The following is a 16343-nucleotide window of genomic DNA, read 5'->3' as shown; positions in this document are numbered from 1 at the left end:
GCCTGCTGGTAGCTGGGCTCGGATCAACAGCACAGCAATTGCGGGCTTTTCCTCGCATGAATCCGACTGCGCAGAATGGTTCTGCCAGACGACTTACAGACCAGCGCCCAGCGCAGGAGAAAAACAGTGACCAATAACCACGATCAAGCCCCAGGCCCGGCCATCCACGGCTGGCTCACAACCAATGACCACCATGAGCTTGCAGGCCACATAGCGTGTCTGCGCCAGTACGACGCAACCAGCTTCCCCCCGGAATTCGCAGAGCAGTTCCTCGGCCTCATTGAGAAGGTTGAGTCCGTCATTACGCGCGAAGCGGCCCTGAATGTCGTGCATGTCGACACCCTTGGGGGATCAAGAATCTTTGCCTTCGTTGGCCCCAAAGATTCTGCGCTCGAATATCCCGTGGCACGGGAGCATCTGAACACTCTCGGTGACCCGGACTTTGGCGAGGATCAGGAGGCCGATGCGGAAGAAAATGGCTTCATCGTCAAACTGGCTCCTAATGCAATCGGTGTGTTCGATGGCGTGAACCTGAGAGGTGGATCGTGATCCAGGAGGTCATTCAGCGGCTGGGAGCAGATATCGCGGCCGGCCTTCAGCCAGCGGAAACTGACTGTTTAGCTGTTCGGGAGCAGATCGCGGCATCTAAACCTATGTCGATCGCCGAGATTTACGAAGCGCTTTCGAAGGCTGGGTGCATGGACTTGGAGATCGCCAGAATCTGCGGCAGGACGCTGCGCAATGTGCGGACCCTTTCTGCTGTGTACCGGCAGGAAGGTATCCGTAATCTCGTTGCCGAAGGTCGGGTTTCAGTTTCGATGGCTTACCAGGCCATCGAGGACAGCGACCTGACCGGGCTATCGGCGCTCGCGACCTTGCAGGCTGGAATCGTTATGTCCCTCAAGAAGCGAGCGCAGCGCACAGGCCGGGCACCTTCAGGCGGGCAAGGCGCAGCATCAATCCTGCTGGGTGAAGAGCTGGCAACCCTCGGGATACCCAGCATTGGCAAGCAGGATGCTGGGGAACCACGCGCCGGACTGCATGGTGCCCTCTCACGGCTCGCCCAGGTACTGGTCAGGGCGGCGAGTTGAACTTCACGGCCCCACTTTGGCTTCGTGAATATGCCTGTCGCTGTGACAATGACAGGCACGACTTACGCGCTTTTGTGAACGTATGTAATGCCTGCCCAGGAACTCAAACTTCTGTTTCCCAGCAATATCCGGATTCGGATTGCGTCCGTTGATGATCATCAACGAGTGCACCGAGCCCTGTATCGCCTTGGCTGCGGATATTACAAAGGCCGGCCCAGGCTGGCCCCGATTACACCCCTCGATATCCCATGCGGCTTCGGCGTTTCAGTGAGCAGCAAGGGCGTCATGGCTGTTCAGATGCAGTCGGAAGAGTTCGAGGCTTTGGACAGCCATCGCGAACTCCCGGCCGAGTTCATCTTGCTCGCGGGCAGTTGCGAAGAGCTTGTGAAGCTAGTGTGGGGATCAACCGCCTGGTCGTTCATCGAAAGCAAAAACACGAGGCTGAGTATGGTGGCACGCACCGCCCCCGCGCAGCATAGGAAACATCACCCACGCACAGTTCGTGCATCACGGAAATAGAGGAAGGGTTCATGGCTCGGGGAGTAAACAAGGTCATTCTTATCGGCAACGTCGGCGGCGATCCGGAAACCCGCTATCTGCCCAATGGCAATGCGGTGACCAACATCACGCTGGCCACCACCGACAGCTGGAAGGACAAACAGACTGGTCAACAGCAGGACCGTACCGAGTGGCACCGCGTGGTGTTCTTCGGGAAGCTGGCCGAAATCGCTGGCGAGTACCTGAAGAAAGGCGGCCAGTGCTACATCGAAGGTCGCCTGCAAACCCGTGAGTGGGAGAAGGATGGCGTCAAGCGCTACACCACCGAAATCGTGGTGGACATGAATGGCACCCTGCAACTGCTCGGTGGTCGTGGTGGCAACTCCGGCGATGACGCACCCCGTGCCCAGCGCCCGCAGCGCGAACCGCAGCAAGCAGCTCCACGACAGCCAGCCCCTGCATCAGCGCAACCGGCACCGGATTACGACAGCTTCGATGACGACATCCCGTTTGCGGACCCCTACCGCGGCGCACGCTGCCTGATCCAGTAAGCACCATCACTTCTGCCTGGCGGCCTCTACTGTTCAAGGGGCCGCCGGCCAATTCAGCAGGGACTCATCATGTTCAAAAGTAAAATTTCTGCGCTGATCCTCATGGCTGCGCTCGTGTCGGGCTGCTCTGAGCCAACTACCGGTGCCTACGAGGCGACGATGGTTTCGCCGAACGGCCAGGCCCGCCTGATGGGGATCGCGATCTTCAAAGAGGATCAGATCGTCGCTGATGGACAGTCGGTGAAGGTTGATCGCTGGGTCGAGGAAGGCGAGGTTTTGACCGCTTTCGCTGCCGACGATTCGCAGATTTTCCAGATAGAGCGGACGGCTGAGGGTGAGTTCAAGCAGGCAATCCCAACGGGGACCCTCGTGTTCAAGAAGTACGAGCTGTCAACGTCCCCTACCACCTGGTAGCGCAACAGAACTGCGGCCTTTTCCTTCCATGAAATCCGCCTCTTGCGCCGGTAAAGAGTAGTCCCATTGATGCCCAAACTGTGTTCTCGACTTGCCCTTGCGATCATCGCCAACCTCGCCTGTCTGCCGGCGTTTGGTGATGTATCTGTTCGCGAGGCCAATAGCCGTACCGAGATTTTTGTCACCGGCGAGATCACGTCGGATACCAGGGACGAAATCGCGCAGATAACGCGATCGGTCAGAGGCCCTGCGGTAGTCTATTTCGACACCATCGGCGGTGACCTGCTCTCGGGGCTAGAGCTAGGCCGGATCATTCGCCGAAGTGGATTCGCAACTGATGTAGGCAGGGCAACAGGCTCCAGCGGGGTTGCTCCGGGCAAATGCCATAGCGTCTGCACGATGAGTTATGCCGGCGGCTACTTCCGCTACTTGCAACCCGGCTCCCAGCTGGGAGTTCACCGTTTTTACCGGAATGGCAGAACAGGCGCGAGCGACCTCGATGTCGGTCAAGTGATGTCGGCGGCAATTACTGGCTACCTGACGGAGATGGGCATTGATCTCGGCCTGTTCGAGGTCATGGTCAAAGCCGGCCGCGGCCAGATGATCATGCTCTCATCAGACCAGATTGCCCGATTTCGGATGGCAAACTTTGGGTTTCAACCGCCGTCTTGGGGCATTGAGGGAGCCAAAGGCATCGTCTACCTGAAGGGTGAGCAAGAAAGCTTCAATGGGCTCGGCAAGGTGCTGATGACGTGCGCGAAGGGCGGCCAAGTGAAGTTCTCAGCGCTCTTCAATGCCGGCGCTCGCAATTCAGCAATCATCGCCAGCAACAAGGGCAACTCACTTCGGACCAATGACCGTTTTCTTCCGGTCAACCAGCTCAGCCAGGCCCCCGTAATCAGTGGTGACTTTATTTTGGCGAGTTTCATCCCTGATCAGAATCTAATCTTCGAAATCCGCTCAGCAACGCATGTCGGTTTTGCCTTCCACGGTGATCAATCAAGCACCTTCCACGGGTTCCTGGTCGACAAGCGGGGTAACGAGGATATGGTGAGTAGCTTCATTCAGCATTGCCAAGGGGTCGGGCGATAGCAGGCTGTCGGAATCTTGGTATTGGCGTCCCAACTTGGCGGGTGGACGTGTATGATCCGCCGCTGTTCAAGCACTCACGGCAGAGTAGGCCGCTTGATCAGGATGCTTTCGATCATTTTTAGCTGGTGATTTTGAGTGCAGGCTTGTTATGGATAGTCGAATTGTTTCTGGCTTGATCGTCGGCGGAACCGCCCCTCAAGACTCCCAGGATTCCCCAATCGGTCCGGGCTACGAGATCCAAAATCCCGAGGTCGATCCGAGCTTTGAAGGTGTAGCCAGCAATCTACTGACCCTGAGGTCACTACCGGCTTTAGAGCGCTATGTCGCTAACTTCAGGGTTCAATTTGGAAGCGACGTTTTTCTCGACTACGAGCTGCTGATCGACAGTGATGTTTTGCGGCGGTTTGTTGATGGCGCTGAGCATGGCCATGGCGTGACATTGAATCCGCCTATCTACGGTCAATCCTTGCCAGCACAAGCGGAACTGTTTGCTCAGTCCCTTTCCTGCCCCTCTCCAGACTGCTCAACGATGGATTCATCGACCTTGACCTCTACACAAGCAGGTCCTACCTCTTCAAGGTCATGCTTGCAGCTGGAGAGCTTCTCCATGGCCACGGCGAGTACCTTGATGATTACATCGAGGTCAGTGATGAGACTGTCACAGCGTTCATTAACGCCTACTACCGGGACATCTTCTCCCCGCAACCCATGAGCTGGCCTAACCGTGTTGTGGCGGCCCTCAAAGAGGCATTTCCAGGCTACGATTTCCGGCCAGGCCCAGCGAGCTCGATGGTTTCCGCATTCACCCTTGGTTTCAGCGCTCCAATCAGGGAGCCATTTCAGAACAGCCTATTTGCGGCCCAAGTGCGACAAGGGCTGACAATGGCTAACCAAGTTTGAGCCTTCCGATCTAAGTCTCCCTTCCGCTTCTCTCCACCTGCTGGCACGCCCAGGAACGATTGAGTATTCGCTCATCGGCCTGAGGCGCAGCTGCGCCTGCTCGGTCTGAAAACCCGTCCATAGAACAGTGGTGATAAGGCAATGATCATCCCCTACGAGAAACTTGAGCCCGACACTCTGGTTGCCCTGATTGAGGACTTCGTTTCACGCAGCGACACCTGTAGTAGCGATGAAACGCCCATGTCCGTTCGTGTCGAACGAGTCCAGGTAGCCCTGCGTAAAGGTGAGGCCTTCATCTTCTTCGACCCGGAAATGCAGCAGCCGATCTTGGCACCCAGAAGCGAAATCCCGGCCTCCGTAATGAAGGCCCATCGATCTACCTTGGAGGACTGAACAATGAACTGCGGACTCAACCTCACCACGAACTGGGCCATCGACAGCAACAACACCACCCTTCAGGAGGTGTGGGCCGACTCCTGGAAGGAAGGCGGCGTAACAGTTCAGGTAGCGGTCAGCGGCAGCGTGCTATCGGTAACCTGCGCAAGCCGTGCTGAACCGACCAATTCGCACGACCTGCTCAAGTTTCAAACTGGCAACAACGATGACTGCTCCGCAGCAGAGCTTTGCCCTTCCGTTAGCGATTGCGGCGACTACCTCTATGTGAAGTCCCGAGACTTGGAAGTCCATGTAAAGCTTGAAGCTGAAGGGCTGGTGGTCGACATCTACGATGAGAACGATGAGTCTCTCGATACTGCGTCAATCCTCTACGGCGATATCCTTGAGGCCGCATAGGCATCCTGCTCAACTACTGGCACGCCGGCGAATCAATAGACTGGCGCTTATCAACAGGAGGTAAGCGCCATGAAATTCAATTCAAAGACCCTTTCCCAGATGCTCAAGAATCCCAGGTTGCTGATGGAATACCAGACAACCGGGCGCATTCCTGTCGAACTGGAAGCAAAAGCACCCCAGGGCCCGCTGATCGACCTTCTGGAGTCCATTTATCCACGCGAGCGAGCGCGCATCACTGCGGTAGTTGTCGGCGACGCTCTTGGCTACACCGGTGCCCGCCGCTTCCACAATGCGGCTCAAGCGCTTCAGTGGGCCAAGCCGCAGCACCCGCATAACGCGCCGGCCGAATCCTGGCGCAACAAGCGATTCAACAAGAAGCTGACCATCGATGACCTTGCCCTGTGCAGCATCATCCCCCCCGATATCATCTCCGGATGGTGGCAGCGCAACTCACACCTCCAGCACCTGCGGAAACCGACAGAGTAAGAGAGAGGTGTTTCACAGGTCTGCTTTGGCTTGGCAGACCTGCTCAATCTGCAATCCTATGGACATACCACCTTAGGACTTGCTCGATGTACCGCGCTCCGTTTCTTGTGGCCGCGATTGCAGCCGCTTTCACGTCTGGTTGTTCATCCCCATCCCAGAGCACCGGTAATCCATTTGATGAACGGATTGCCGCCCCTGAATCTGCGCACAGCAGAGATCAATACCCGTTGCAGCAGTCTGCATCTCGATCCACATCGGCGGTGATCCTTCCTGCATCAGGCCTCATTGCCGCCATGGAGCCTGTCGAAGCTGCTGAGCCTGCTGCCGTATATGCCGCAGCACCTCCTGCAACCCCGGTAATCCCACCCCACGCCCCTGCTCCTATCGAGCAGATGCTGCCAACCACTTCAACCTCGCCCCTTGAGTCAGCACAACTGGCCATGGCCGAGGCAAAACGTATTGGTGCGAACGGGGATCAGGCCGGAATGTTGGACCTGATGGAGCAGTCGGCTTACATGGGTAACTACGAGGCGCTCTATGAGCTGGCTCGGATCTATCAGAACGGCATCGGCGTGCCTAAGGATATGGCTCGGGCAATTGCCTACCTGACCACTGCTGATGGTTTTGGCCACGCCGAGTCATCGCGGGTGCTGGCGTGGAATTACCTTCTTGGGAATGGCGTCCCTCAAGACCGCGGATACGCAGTCTCGCTATTCGAAAAGGCAGCTGCTGGCAGTCTAAGGGCCAAGCGTGAGTACGGGCTTCTGCTAACAAACCAGCTTTCGCCTGGCCTCAGCGATCCGGCGAAAGGACTGGCGGTTCTGGACCAAGCGATGAGGGCCGGTGATGCTGAATCTGCATACAGGCTGGGGACTTATCTGGCTGAATCCGGAAAGGTTGCCGAGGGTGAAGCTGCCAAAGCCGAAGCCCTGAAGCTTGGTTTTGTGGTGCCTAATTCGGCTCCCAAATCTTCGGCTCCAATTCAGCTTGGGGCTCGATCTGAAGTCAACGCCGAGGCGCTGAAGCAGAAAGCGCTGGCAGGCGATAATGAAGCCATCTTCAACTACGCCAACGGCCTTCTCCTGGGCAAGTACCCATCGATAGAACCGGACTTCGATGCCTATTGCTGGTTCTCTGTTGCAAGCGACCGTGGTCACCAGCAGGCCCGCACAGAGCTTGGGGCTATTCAGGGTGTGCGCGTAGCGGCGGATGCCAAGTCGCCAGGAAAGCTGGACGCCTGCATAGCGGATCTTCACGCAGCGATTCGGTAGATCTGCTGGCACGCACTTCGTATGGCTCAAATACCTCCATCGCGAGGTCATTCCCTCGCACATGAGGATTAGACATGAGCCATATCGAAGAACACAAAGCCCCCCAATCCATTCACAGCGTATTTGGCCCGATCGCGAAGAGCATCGCCGTTGGCCAGCTGGTTCAGCTTGATGGCTGGCCACAGCAGGCCTGGGCTGAAGTCATTCAAGTGACGAATTCCGATGCCGCATCCGGTTCCCTGAAGATCGTTCGCTATTCCGCGGATGGCTCTTCCCGCTTCACTGAGGTGGTCCGACCTGACCAGGTGCGCGTCTGCGCTGGGAAGTTCGACATTCCACCGATGGACTTCATCAGTGGCTCGGTTGATCTCTGCGACGGAAAGCTCGGCATCGCCCGCCGGCGCTGGCCTGTGAAGATTTCTTCGGCTGCTTCGATCCCTGAATCCAGCCCTGAACGCTTGCACTGAGGAATTGCCATGGACATCAATCTTCAAGAGCTGCGCCTTAAGGCTGAAACGGCAGTAGCTGCGTATCTGGATGCAGCTGGTGAGCCGGCAAGCATCAGCTTGCGTAATGGGTTCTCTATCGAGATCGATCACAACGAGTCGACCCCGCATGAGCTGTCGGTTGTGGTTGCCAAAGAACACTCAGGCTATGTGCGTTCGCGCTTCGTGGGCGACGAGGTTAAAGCGGCGATCTACTGCGAGGACGAAACGGTCCTTGATCCAGTACAGGAAATTTCCGCTCTGTCGGATGATCTGCGAGGTGACGTATGAGCCAGTCCGAAGGAAATGCGGTCATTACCTTCCTTGACGTGCCACTGGGAACGGACCCAGAAGATGGGTGGATTGGCCCTAAGAGCTATCCGAGCCTCGGGCAAGCTTTGGACAGAGCGCTCATGTACGTGGGCCCTCGGATTGGTCTAAGAGACTGGTCGGGTATGGACGACTCTGAGAAGTCGGTCGTCTTGGCAGAATACTTCCTGAATGCGAACGATGATGATCGTGTGGCCGTACTGTGCGTAGAAGCACCCAACTTCGTGCTCCAGTGCGGCTGCATTCAACAGCTCATGTGCCGGCCGACATGTTGAAGAAGATCGTCCAGGCAGAGTTTTCTGCCTGGACGATTAACGGCTAGCGCTGCGCAAGTCGGCACGCTTTGCGGCTCGTGATCTCTTCCAGCGATGGCGGCTCATCAACAAAGACAAACTCGAAACCCTCCGGGGAACTGTAGACCTCTAAGTACCCCCAGCTGACATCGAGATCACCCTGGCCGGGAAGAGGTGGATTTGCCCACCACGGCTCCCTACTGATCAGCTCTCTCATCTTTGCTACCTCTGCCCAAGCTCTGGGCCTAATCCCCGCCTGCGGTTACTTCCCCTGCTGCTTCTTCCAGGCCTCGAACTCGGCCCACAGTGCAGCGTGCGCCTCATGCTCAGCCTTCAGTTTCGCATGTTCGGCGCGTTCCTCCGGGGACAGCACGGACTGGATCTTGGCATCGCCGGCGGCATCGATGGCGGCCATTTCCTCTGCCATCTTGGCCTGCACGTCGGCGGGCAGTTGAGCGATGTATTTGTTGGTGAGGTGGAAGCGATCGCGCTGCTGGTCGAAGCGGATGGTATTGATCGCAATCTCTTTCTCTTCGGAGAGATTCAGGCCATAGCTTTGCCAGGCCTCATTGGTGAATTCGTCCTTATCCAGGCCCTCGTGTGCAAAAGCGGCCGTGGGCAGCAAAAGCATTGCGGCGAGCAAGCAGTTCTTGATCATTATCGACTCCAGTTTGGGGGCTGAATTGCCGTCTCGAATTTACATCGCGACTCCATTACTCCCCAGCGAACAAGGGGTCACGAAACCATCTCTGCCTGAAGTTACGATTCACCTCACGGACCCAGCCATCTTCCGTTTATAATTCCGGTACGCCTTGTGCGTTTTCTGCTTCACAGCGCCTTGGAGTCACCAGTTGAGCCGTCCAACCAACAGAGCCGTTGCGGACACACTGCAACGATTGCTATCGCTCCCGCCCGCTCCCAAGGGTGGTCGTAAGCTTGCGCTCTGTGAAATGGGCCAGAATCAAGCTGAAGGGGCCCTGGACAACCCGCACCATATTCTTCGGGTCCTCCTGGAAGACATCGCCGAGATCATCTCAGAGGACATGCTCAACCACCTCTCCCCCGTCGACCTGGAGCAATTTTGCCTTCAGACCGCCCTGCGCGATGATTCCGGCTCTTCAATGCTGATTCGACTGATCGGGGCATTCATAGAGGCCTACGCGAACGAGCAGACATCTGATCAGGCCACCCTTCTTCTTCGGGAAATGGAAAAGCTCGCCAGAACACGTTAGATCTGCTGGCACGCACTTCACCGGGTTTCACTTCGCTCCATCTTCCAAAGGAGTGAACACCCATGAAACAAGCTCAACCTCAAATGTGCCTGGACTTCATGTCCTCGACGCCGTTCTTCACCGGGGTGAATTCCCCAGTTGCAGATCCACAAATCAAGAAACAGGAGATGTCCGGGATTGCTCCGGAGCTGGCGCTGTCCGAGATGGTTGTCGACGATCGTGTTCTGCGCCTCGGTAAAACGTCCTGGAAAAACCTGCTGGATACTGCCATCGCTACCGGTCACACAGAGCTTTACGAGTCCTCTCAAGGCGAGTTTGGCCTGCGTAAACCCGGTTTCCGTTTTGGCCCGATTGCACGCGTGCCGGAGATTGCCGTCCCTTACCTCCGTGAACGCCTGGCTGCACGCAAAGGGGTCCAAAAGAGCCGCCATCGTGGGCACTAACGTCGGGCTCCAAATTCTGGAGAGGATTGCGTCCGGCGCACTGGCAGGCTGCTCAATCGACGATGCGAAAGCGTTGACACGTGCGTGTGCTGAAGCGGTGAGTGACATTCTGGCAGGCCATGGGCTGGCGACTATCTCTCACGCAGACGTGGACGGCGGGACCTCGATTGAAGTTCTCTGCCAAGAAAAAGCTCAGGTCTACGAGGCGGTTGTAAGCGCAGCCCTGATGCAAGGAACGGGGCTTGTCACGCTCATCGCATTGCCAGATACAGGCTTCGAGACGATCAAAGCGGCCGCTGGCAAATTGGACGCACAGCTCCACCTGGTTGGCAGACGTTGGTATGCGTCGCTGAACGATACCTCGATCGAGGATCTGGTCAGCTACCTGCGTGCGCCGGCGGAGGAATTTCCGCGAGATCACTTCGTTGCTCTGCCCCTGGCAGCATGACGCTGAGAAAGAATTGGAGGTCCATCAGTGAGCGGAATACAGATACGGTACATCCGGAAAGGGCACTACCAGGTCACCAAGGGCGGTGTCGTCGCGGCAACGATCGAGAGGGTCGCCCCCATGGATCACGGCAACTGGCACAAATCTTGGCACTGGGCCTTGAAGCACCGCTCTGGCCGAATTGATCGGCACGCGACTCTGGCAGATGCCAAATGCGACGGACTCAAACTGTAGAGTTTCATCAGCCCGGCTTGAGTTGAAGAACGACGGGGCTTCGTTACCCTGTGGCAACACAGCAAGGAGGTCCCATGTTTTTCAATCAAGCCATCGCCTATCGCATCACCCAACAAATCGATCTCACCGCCGAAACTCTCGAAGCCGCACTTCAGCAGAAGCAGAGCCAAGAGCCCGACTCGCAAGTCCTCAGCACTTGCGGCTTTATGCCACCGGTTGGCAAAGGCCCTGACGCACCACTGGTCTTTTCTGCCGACGGTTACCACCTGATCTGCTTCCGGATGATCGAGCGCATCCTGCCAGGCTCGGTGGTACGTGATGAGCTCAAGGCCAAGGTTGAGGAAATTGAAACCTCTCAGCAGCGCAAGGTGTACAAAAAGGAGAAGGATCAGCTGAAGGATGAAATCATCCAGACACTGATGCCACGGGCATTCCTGCGCCGGTCCACCACGTATGCGGCCATTTCCCCTGCTGACGGGATCATCTTCGTCAACAAGGCATCCCCTCAGAAAGCTGAGGACCTGCTTTCTACTCTGCGCGAGTGCATCGGTTCGCTCCCAGTGCGCCCGGTGACCACCAAGATTGCCCCTTCGGCCAGCATGACTGATTGGGTTCGCACTGGTCAGTCACCGGCCGGTTTCACGGTGCTAACCGATGCCCGACTTCAAGACACCGGTGAAGACGGCGGCGCAATTCGCGCGACCAACCAAGACCTGACGCACGAGAACATCCAAAACCACATCAGCTCAGGCATGGTGGTTCACGAGCTCTCGCTGGCGTATGAGGACAAGCTGAAGCTTGTCATCGACGATCGACTGAAGATCAAGAAACTGCGCTTCGAAGACATCCTTCAAGAGCAGGTGCGGATTTCGGAGCACCGTGACCGGCCGTTTCGGTTGATCGTGACCGGTCATTTCGCTAACGCGTGACCGCTCATTTCGGTAGCAACGTGACCGATTTTCCGCCTGTTCCGAAACAGGTGGTCACGGCTTACCGAAATCGCCGGTCACGACTTAGCGAAAGCCTTCCCCTTCGTTGCGCATGACCTGATGCGCCGCCATCCTCGACCGATTTCGGGAGAGGAAGATGGCGGCGCCGCGAGTAGCCATGCGAAACATCAAAGAATGTCTGCGCCTCAAGTTTGAGGCCGGCTTGTCCCACGAGAAGATTGCCCGTGCCTTGCAGCTGTCCAAGGGCGTGGTTAGCAAGTACATCGCGGCGGCGCGGGTGGCCGGGCTGGACTGGCCGGCGCTGGTGGCCATGGACGAGGCCGCGCTGGCGGCCGCCTTGTTTGCACCGACGTCGACGAACAAGCCGCGCGGTGAGCGAGTGCTGCCCGATGTGCTGAGCATCCACCGCGAGTTGCGACGCAAGGGCGTGACCTTGCAGCTGCTGTGGGAGGAATATCTCGCCGCGCATGCGGGCCAGCCGACCTACCGCTACACCCAGTTCGTCGAGCACTACCGGCGCTACGCCCAGACGCTCAAACGTTCGATGCGTCAGCTGCACCGTGCGGGCGAGAAGCTATTCATCGACTATGCCGGGCCGACGCTGCCGGTGGTCGACCCGGCCACCGGCGAAGTGCGCCGGGCGCACATCTTCGTCGCCGCCCTGGGCGCCTCGAATTACACCTATGCCTGCGCGACGCCAGGCGAAACCCAGGTGGACTGGCTGACCTCGCTGGGCCAGGCTCTGACCTACTTTGGCGGCGTGCCGGAAATGGTTGTGCCGGACAATCCGCGCGCCCTGGTCGCCCAGCCGGATCGCTACGAGCCGGGCCTGAACCGGGCCACGCTGGAGTGCGCGCGTCATTACCAGACGGTGATCCTGCCGGCACGGCCACGCAAGCCTCAGGACAAGGCCAAGGCCGAGGTGGCGGTGCAGGTGGTCGAGCGCTGGATCATGGCGCGGCTGCGCCATCGGCAGTTCTTCAGCCTGCATGCGCTTAACCAGGCCATCGCCGAGCTGCTGGAGGATCTGAATCGGCGCCCGTTCAAGCGGCTCGATGGCTGCCGGCGCGACTGGTTCGAGCGCCTGGATCGCCCGGCCTTGCGAGCGCTGCCGGTGCATCCCTACGAGGTCGCCACCTTCAAGCGCTGCAAGGTCAGCATCGACTACCACATCGAGGTCAATGGCAGCTTCTACAGCGTGCCCTCCGCCCTGGCCCGGCAGAACGTGGACGTGCGACTGACGGCACACACCCTGGAAGTGCTGCATGGCAACCGGCGGGTGGCCAGCCACCTGCTGCTGGGGCGACGCGGCGCTTACAGTACCCAGCGCGAGCACATGCCCGCGGCGCACCAGGCGCATCGCGAATGGACGCCACAACGCCTGCTCGACTGGGGCGCGCGGATCGGCCCCTACACGCGCCAACTGATCGATCACCAACTGACCCACAAGCCGCACCCGGAGATGGGCTACCGCGCCTGCCTCGGCCTGCTCTCGCTGGCCCGGCGCTATGGCAATGCACGCCTGGAAGCCGCTGCCGAACGTGCCGTACACCTGCGCGCCTTCACCGGGCGCAGCGTGCGCAACCTGCTCCAGCAAGGCCTGGATCAACAGCCGCTGCCCCAGCGTGCCGCCGAAACGACCTTACCCGGCGACCACGAGAACGTCCGTGGCGCCGACTACTACCAACCCCCGCAACAGGAGCTGTTCGATGATGCCGCAACACACCCTGAATCAACTGCACCAGCTACGCCTGGACGGCATGGCCCGCGCCCTGGAAGAGCAATGGACGCTGCCGGCCAGCCACAGCCTGAGCTTCGATGAACGCCTCGGCCTACTGCTCGACCGCGAACTGGCCTGGCGTGACAACCAGCGCCTGGTACGGCTGCGCAAGAAGGCCAAGCTCAAGTACGCCAACGCCTGCCTGGAAGATCTCGACCGCCGCACCGGACGCGCCCTGGACGAGCGTCTGATCGCCACCCTGGCCAGTGGCGACTGGATCCGCCAGCAGCACAACCTGCTGCTGACCGGCCCGACCGGTGCCGGCAAAACCTGGCTGGCCTGCGCCCTGGGCAACCAGGCCTGCCGCCAGGGCTATAGCACCCTGTACCTGCGCACCCCGCGCCTGCTGGAACAACTGCGCATCGCTCATGGCGACGGCAGCTTCGGCCGTACCCTGCAACAGCTGGCAAAGGTCGACGTCCTGGTGCTGGACGACTGGGCGCTAGCCCCGCTGGAGGAAGGAGCCCGGCATGACCTGCTGGAGGTGATCGACGACCGCGCTGGCAGCCGCTCCACCATCCTGACGAGCCAACTGCCCATCGAGCACTGGCACGGCTGGATCAACGACCCGACCCTGGCCGATGCCATCCTCGACCGCCTGGTGCACAACGCCTACCGACTGACGATGAAAGGCGAGTCGCTGCGCCGAAAAAAAGCCGAGGAACAAGCCGCATCGTGACCGATGCGATTACAATCCAGAACCCGCGCAACCGGGGTGGAAGCACCGGTCACGTATTAGCGAAACGCTCGGTCACGTTCACCGAAATCCGCAAGCAGGCGAATCAAGACGGCGGTGATGATGCCGATGGTCAATTCGCAGCTTCACTCGTGTTGATGATGAAAACACTGCTGCAAGCGTTCCCAGCGCTTCTGACGGCGCTGGGGGGCGAGGAAGTCCCCCAGGGGATCTGAAGTAAAAAAGGAGCCGCCATAGTGCGGCTCCTTTGCTTAATGAGGTATTGATCGCAATGAACATGGGAGTGTCTTCGAGTGTTTAACCCGGCAGATTTCATTGACGCCACGGCAGGCCTCAACCTTCCGGACGACTACGACAAAAGCCCCCTGATTGAGCTGGTCAAGTCTGCACATGCGGCCGGGCTCGATGAGTCGGCTGACTCTTCCCAAGAGCAGATCCAGGCTCTGCTGAAAGCGCTACGGTCAATCATCAAGACCACAACAGATCCAGTAGCTAAAGCCGCGGCCATTCAGGCGGTAGCGCTTCACGAGGCGCTTGAATGATCAGAGAGCTACTCGACCTGAGCCAAAGCCTTCAGGCAGATGAAGTCGTTGAGCTAGCAGTCGCTGGAGGCTGGCCAGAGTGTGTTGACTCGATTCGTTCGGTGCACTCAGGCGATTCGAGGGAGAGCTATGCGATTGTCTCTTTCAATATCGATGGCAGAACCGGGGTCGTTGGCCTTCGCCATGGGGTGAACGGCATCGAGGTCGGGTGCAAGCTGGCATTTGGTTATCCCGCCGCCGGTCAGAACGATCTTGATGGTGATATCCAGTGGTATGCCATCCCGGACACCTATTCGCTGGTTGACCTTCAGCAGATTGCGCTCGGGACGATCACCTTCGAGGCCTTCCATGAGCTGACGAACCACTCTGCATTGCGCGACATGCGAGAGCCCAGAGCCAGGTTCCCATCCTCTTGCCTGATCATGCTCGCCGGAGCTCCCTCGCCCTTGCGCAAGGGGCTGCCGCAGCCCCCTGAGCACTACTTTGCACTGTGGACGCAGGTAAACGGTCGCGTCGCGATCACTGAGCTACCCCGGACATCAAGCCCGTTCAAGGCGGCAGAGTCTGCTCTTGAACTTGGTTTCGCGCCGACTATCTACCGCTGTACCTCCGGCGCAATGGTCGCCTTCAAAACAACTCCAGGAGGGGTTTTCCTCTGATGCGCCATCTGTTGAAACTGACATGTCTGCTTCTGGCTTGCGCCAGCTCTCCCTTTGCTACAGCGGGAGTTGATGTCCCGTTGAAGGCAAGCCTAACGGTCGACAAGGACGCAATCCTCTGCACCAGTAGCGAATCGCTGTTCCTGCTCTATGAGGGGGCTTACCTGGCCAGCAAATCAGGGGGGAAAGAAGCCTTCGAAGGCTACTTCAAGAACGCGGCCACAACCCTCGAAACAGCCGGCGTCTGCACGCTCAACACTGATGCACTACCGGTGGAAATTGTCGGCTTTGACGTGTTTACGAATGCGGCGAAGGCCAATGCGGGGCAGCGATTCTACGGGGCTTTCGAGCTACCGAAGAGTCGGCGTCTGGTTTATGTGAACGCCGATTCTGTTCCAGGGTTGATGGCTCAGATCTCTCAACTGGCCAAGTCAGCCAGTCAAAAACAGTAGGCAACTGCGAATCCCACCTCACTCGGAGGTGGGGGCTGCTTCTTCGCTTTGTTTGGCAGGAGGTGGATCAGCTCGCTCGACTGTGTGCCGAACGAGAGGCAGCCCATTGGGCTTCTGCTGAATCCTGTAGACGCTGACCTGGTACGTCTCCCCTCTCGGATAGCAGCGAGTCGCATCGCAGATGCTTGTCTGCTTCACGGCCTGCACGGCTTCATGCTTGCACTCAATTTCAGAGAAACCTGCCTCGCACTGGTAACCCTGCAAGGTTAGATCTCGAACTAGGGCTTTAACGGTTGGACTGGGGCTTTGAACCCAAGAGGTCATGCAGCCAGATAGCGCTGCCGACAGGACAAGCAGGGAGCACGCTTTACGCACGTTCACGCTTTTCCTTCTGGATGCGCTCATAGATCTCTTCCCGATGAACCTCGATTTCCTTCGGGCAATTCACGCCAATGCGGACTTGGTTACCTTGCACGCCCAGGACAGTCACCGTGATGTTGTCGCCGATCATCAGGGTTTCACCTATTCGACGTGTCAGAATTAGCATTTGAGGCTCCTTGGTCTGATTGCTGTTGGCCACACGATACAGGCTCTCAGTCGAACATCCAGCCAAGTTGCTGTCCCCAAGTGGTGTTTCGCGAGCCCACTTTGGCTTTGAGTTTTTCCCGTGCTGGGTAGACTCCGATCGACTCTTGATCGTTGC

At 58.3% G+C, this 16343-nt stretch carries 23 protein-coding genes and 1 pseudogene; 22 read left to right on the top strand and 2 right to left on the bottom strand.

The window, feature by feature from the left end; translation table 11 throughout:
• Positions 1-126: 126 nt before the first annotated feature.
• The 12 genes from BLV47_RS33935 (at position 127) to BLV47_RS33875 (ending at position 7871) form a co-directional block, all read left to right on the top strand.
• Positions 127-549, top strand: coding sequence for a hypothetical protein (locus tag BLV47_RS33935; protein WP_143038372.1), 423 nt, complete (start codon positions 127-129; stop codon positions 547-549).
• A 104-nt stretch (positions 550-653) separates the two neighbouring features.
• The gene (locus tag BLV47_RS33930; protein WP_167365749.1) at positions 654-1091 is read left to right on the top strand and encodes a hypothetical protein; all 438 of its coding nucleotides are present in this window, start codon (positions 654-656) and stop codon (positions 1089-1091) included.
• 530 nt (positions 1092-1621) lie between these two features.
• Positions 1622-2140, top strand: coding sequence for a single-stranded DNA-binding protein (locus tag BLV47_RS33920; RefSeq protein ID WP_092320831.1), 519 nt, complete (start codon positions 1622-1624; stop codon positions 2138-2140).
• A gap of 69 nt (positions 2141-2209) precedes the next feature.
• Positions 2210-2554 carry a hypothetical protein gene (locus BLV47_RS33915; protein ID WP_092320830.1) on the top strand — a complete coding sequence of 115 codons (345 nt, stop codon included), beginning with the start codon at positions 2210-2212 and terminating at the stop codon, positions 2552-2554.
• Between the two features lie 66 nt (positions 2555-2620).
• Positions 2621-3646 carry a COG3904 family protein gene (locus tag BLV47_RS33910; protein ID WP_143038371.1) on the top strand — a complete coding sequence of 342 codons (1026 nt, stop codon included), beginning with the start codon at positions 2621-2623 and terminating at the stop codon, positions 3644-3646.
• Between the two features lie 148 nt (positions 3647-3794).
• Complete coding sequence (locus BLV47_RS35985) at positions 3795-4358, top strand: hypothetical protein (protein ID WP_143038370.1); 564 nt, start codon at positions 3795-3797, stop codon at positions 4356-4358.
• Between the two features lie 329 nt (positions 4359-4687).
• Positions 4688-4939, top strand: coding sequence for a YheU family protein (locus BLV47_RS33900; RefSeq protein WP_092320827.1), 252 nt, complete (start codon positions 4688-4690; stop codon positions 4937-4939).
• A 3-nt stretch (positions 4940-4942) separates the two neighbouring features.
• Positions 4943-5338 carry a hypothetical protein gene (locus BLV47_RS33895; protein WP_092320826.1) on the top strand — a complete coding sequence of 132 codons (396 nt, stop codon included), beginning with the start codon at positions 4943-4945 and terminating at the stop codon, positions 5336-5338.
• A gap of 69 nt (positions 5339-5407) precedes the next feature.
• Complete coding sequence (locus tag BLV47_RS33890) at positions 5408-5824, top strand: hypothetical protein (protein ID WP_244169002.1); 417 nt, start codon at positions 5408-5410, stop codon at positions 5822-5824.
• Between the two features lie 86 nt (positions 5825-5910).
• Positions 5911-7095: a tetratricopeptide repeat protein gene (locus BLV47_RS33885; RefSeq protein ID WP_167365748.1), complete on the top strand. Its 1185-nt coding sequence runs from the start codon at positions 5911-5913 to the stop codon at positions 7093-7095.
• A gap of 74 nt (positions 7096-7169) precedes the next feature.
• Positions 7170-7562 (top strand): hypothetical protein, encoded by a 393-nt coding sequence (locus BLV47_RS33880; protein ID WP_092320824.1) that lies wholly within the window; start codon positions 7170-7172, stop codon positions 7560-7562.
• Positions 7563-7571: 9 nt separating this feature from the next.
• The gene (locus BLV47_RS33875; protein ID WP_092320823.1) at positions 7572-7871 is read left to right on the top strand and encodes a hypothetical protein; all 300 of its coding nucleotides are present in this window, start codon (positions 7572-7574) and stop codon (positions 7869-7871) included.
• Positions 7872-8465: 594 nt separating this feature from the next.
• On the opposite strand, the gene BLV47_RS33860 is transcribed toward BLV47_RS33875, so the two are convergent.
• The gene (locus BLV47_RS33860; protein WP_092320820.1) at positions 8466-8861 is read right to left on the bottom strand and encodes a hypothetical protein; all 396 of its coding nucleotides are present in this window, start codon (positions 8859-8861) and stop codon (positions 8466-8468) included.
• Positions 8862-9054: 193 nt separating this feature from the next.
• On the opposite strand from BLV47_RS33860, the gene BLV47_RS33855 reads away from it, so the two are divergent.
• The 10 genes and pseudogenes from BLV47_RS33855 (at position 9055) to BLV47_RS33805 (ending at position 15640) form a co-directional block, all read left to right on the top strand.
• Positions 9055-9435: a hypothetical protein gene (locus BLV47_RS33855; RefSeq protein ID WP_143038369.1), complete on the top strand. Its 381-nt coding sequence runs from the start codon at positions 9055-9057 to the stop codon at positions 9433-9435.
• Positions 9436-9497: 62 nt separating this feature from the next.
• Positions 9498-9878, top strand: coding sequence for a hypothetical protein (locus BLV47_RS33850; RefSeq protein WP_092320818.1), 381 nt, complete (start codon positions 9498-9500; stop codon positions 9876-9878).
• Positions 9868-10326 carry a hypothetical protein gene (locus BLV47_RS33845; RefSeq protein WP_092320817.1) on the top strand — a complete coding sequence of 153 codons (459 nt, stop codon included), beginning with the start codon at positions 9868-9870 and terminating at the stop codon, positions 10324-10326. The genes BLV47_RS33850 and BLV47_RS33845 overlap by 11 nt, the downstream gene beginning before the upstream one ends.
• 308 nt (positions 10327-10634) lie before the next feature.
• Complete coding sequence (locus tag BLV47_RS33835; RefSeq protein ID WP_092320815.1) at positions 10635-11489, top strand: recombination-associated protein RdgC; 855 nt, start codon at positions 10635-10637, stop codon at positions 11487-11489.
• Between the two features lie 157 nt (positions 11490-11646).
• Positions 11647-13332: an IS21 family transposase gene (istA, locus tag BLV47_RS33830; RefSeq protein ID WP_062838241.1), complete on the top strand. Its 1686-nt coding sequence runs from the start codon at positions 11647-11649 to the stop codon at positions 13330-13332.
• Positions 13220-13969: an IS21-like element IS1474 family helper ATPase IstB gene (gene istB, locus BLV47_RS33825; RefSeq protein WP_062838242.1), complete on the top strand. Its 750-nt coding sequence runs from the start codon at positions 13220-13222 to the stop codon at positions 13967-13969. Before istA ends, istB begins: the two co-directional genes overlap by 113 nt.
• Positions 13970-14064: 95 nt before the next feature.
• Positions 14065-14202 (top strand): annotated as a pseudogene (locus tag BLV47_RS37220) (recombination-associated protein RdgC); the annotation flags it as partial.
• Positions 14203-14280: 78 nt separating this feature from the next.
• The gene (locus BLV47_RS33815) at positions 14281-14529 is read left to right on the top strand and encodes a hypothetical protein (protein WP_092320813.1); all 249 of its coding nucleotides are present in this window, start codon (positions 14281-14283) and stop codon (positions 14527-14529) included.
• A complete protein-coding gene (locus BLV47_RS33810) occupies positions 14526-15188 on the top strand; it encodes a hypothetical protein (protein ID WP_092320812.1) in 663 nt (220 codons plus the stop codon). Before BLV47_RS33815 ends, BLV47_RS33810 begins: the two co-directional genes overlap by 4 nt.
• The gene (locus tag BLV47_RS33805) at positions 15188-15640 is read left to right on the top strand and encodes a hypothetical protein (RefSeq protein WP_092320811.1); all 453 of its coding nucleotides are present in this window, start codon (positions 15188-15190) and stop codon (positions 15638-15640) included. Before BLV47_RS33810 ends, BLV47_RS33805 begins: the two co-directional genes overlap by 1 nt.
• A 367-nt stretch (positions 15641-16007) precedes the next feature.
• On the opposite strand, the gene csrA is transcribed toward BLV47_RS33805, so the two are convergent.
• Complete coding sequence (gene csrA / locus BLV47_RS33800) at positions 16008-16187, bottom strand: carbon storage regulator CsrA (RefSeq protein WP_092320810.1); 180 nt, start codon at positions 16185-16187, stop codon at positions 16008-16010.
• Positions 16188-16343 lie beyond the last annotated feature (156 nt).

The organism is Pseudomonas saponiphila, assembly GCF_900105185.1.
Taxonomy (GTDB): Bacteria; Pseudomonadota; Gammaproteobacteria; order Pseudomonadales; family Pseudomonadaceae; genus Aquipseudomonas; species Aquipseudomonas saponiphila.
Note: the sequence above shows the minus strand (reverse complement) of the source record. Positions and strands in the feature narration are given on the sequence as shown.

Excerpts from the sequence above, each read along its gene's own strand:
- BLV47_RS33930 (WP_167365749.1), top strand. The coding sequence starts at position 654 with ATGTCGATCGCCGAGATTTACGAAGCGCTTTCGAAGGCTGGGTGCATG.
- BLV47_RS33920 (WP_092320831.1), top strand. The coding sequence starts at position 1,622 with ATGGCTCGGGGAGTAAACAAGGTCATTCTTATCGGCAACGTCGGCGGC.
- BLV47_RS33915 (WP_092320830.1), top strand. The coding sequence starts at position 2,210 with ATGTTCAAAAGTAAAATTTCTGCGCTGATCCTCATGGCTGCGCTCGTG.
- BLV47_RS35985 (WP_143038370.1), top strand. The coding sequence starts at position 3,795 with ATGGATAGTCGAATTGTTTCTGGCTTGATCGTCGGCGGAACCGCCCCT.
- BLV47_RS33900 (WP_092320827.1), top strand. The coding sequence starts at position 4,688 with ATGATCATCCCCTACGAGAAACTTGAGCCCGACACTCTGGTTGCCCTG.
- BLV47_RS33895 (WP_092320826.1), top strand. The coding sequence starts at position 4,943 with ATGAACTGCGGACTCAACCTCACCACGAACTGGGCCATCGACAGCAAC.
- BLV47_RS33890 (WP_244169002.1), top strand. The coding sequence starts at position 5,408 with ATGAAATTCAATTCAAAGACCCTTTCCCAGATGCTCAAGAATCCCAGG.
- BLV47_RS33885 (WP_167365748.1), top strand. The coding sequence starts at position 5,911 with ATGTACCGCGCTCCGTTTCTTGTGGCCGCGATTGCAGCCGCTTTCACG.
- BLV47_RS33880 (WP_092320824.1), top strand. The coding sequence starts at position 7,170 with ATGAGCCATATCGAAGAACACAAAGCCCCCCAATCCATTCACAGCGTA.
- BLV47_RS33875 (WP_092320823.1), top strand. The coding sequence starts at position 7,572 with ATGGACATCAATCTTCAAGAGCTGCGCCTTAAGGCTGAAACGGCAGTA.
- BLV47_RS33860 (WP_092320820.1), bottom strand. The coding sequence starts at position 8,861 with ATGATCAAGAACTGCTTGCTCGCCGCAATGCTTTTGCTGCCCACGGCC.
- BLV47_RS33850 (WP_092320818.1), top strand. The coding sequence starts at position 9,498 with ATGAAACAAGCTCAACCTCAAATGTGCCTGGACTTCATGTCCTCGACG.
- BLV47_RS33835 (WP_092320815.1), top strand. The coding sequence starts at position 10,635 with ATGTTTTTCAATCAAGCCATCGCCTATCGCATCACCCAACAAATCGAT.
- istA (WP_062838241.1), top strand. The coding sequence starts at position 11,647 with ATGGCGGCGCCGCGAGTAGCCATGCGAAACATCAAAGAATGTCTGCGC.
- istB (WP_062838242.1), top strand. The coding sequence starts at position 13,220 with ATGATGCCGCAACACACCCTGAATCAACTGCACCAGCTACGCCTGGAC.
- BLV47_RS33810 (WP_092320812.1), top strand. The coding sequence starts at position 14,526 with ATGATCAGAGAGCTACTCGACCTGAGCCAAAGCCTTCAGGCAGATGAA.
- BLV47_RS33805 (WP_092320811.1), top strand. The coding sequence starts at position 15,188 with ATGCGCCATCTGTTGAAACTGACATGTCTGCTTCTGGCTTGCGCCAGC.
- csrA (WP_092320810.1), bottom strand. The coding sequence starts at position 16,187 with ATGCTAATTCTGACACGTCGAATAGGTGAAACCCTGATGATCGGCGAC.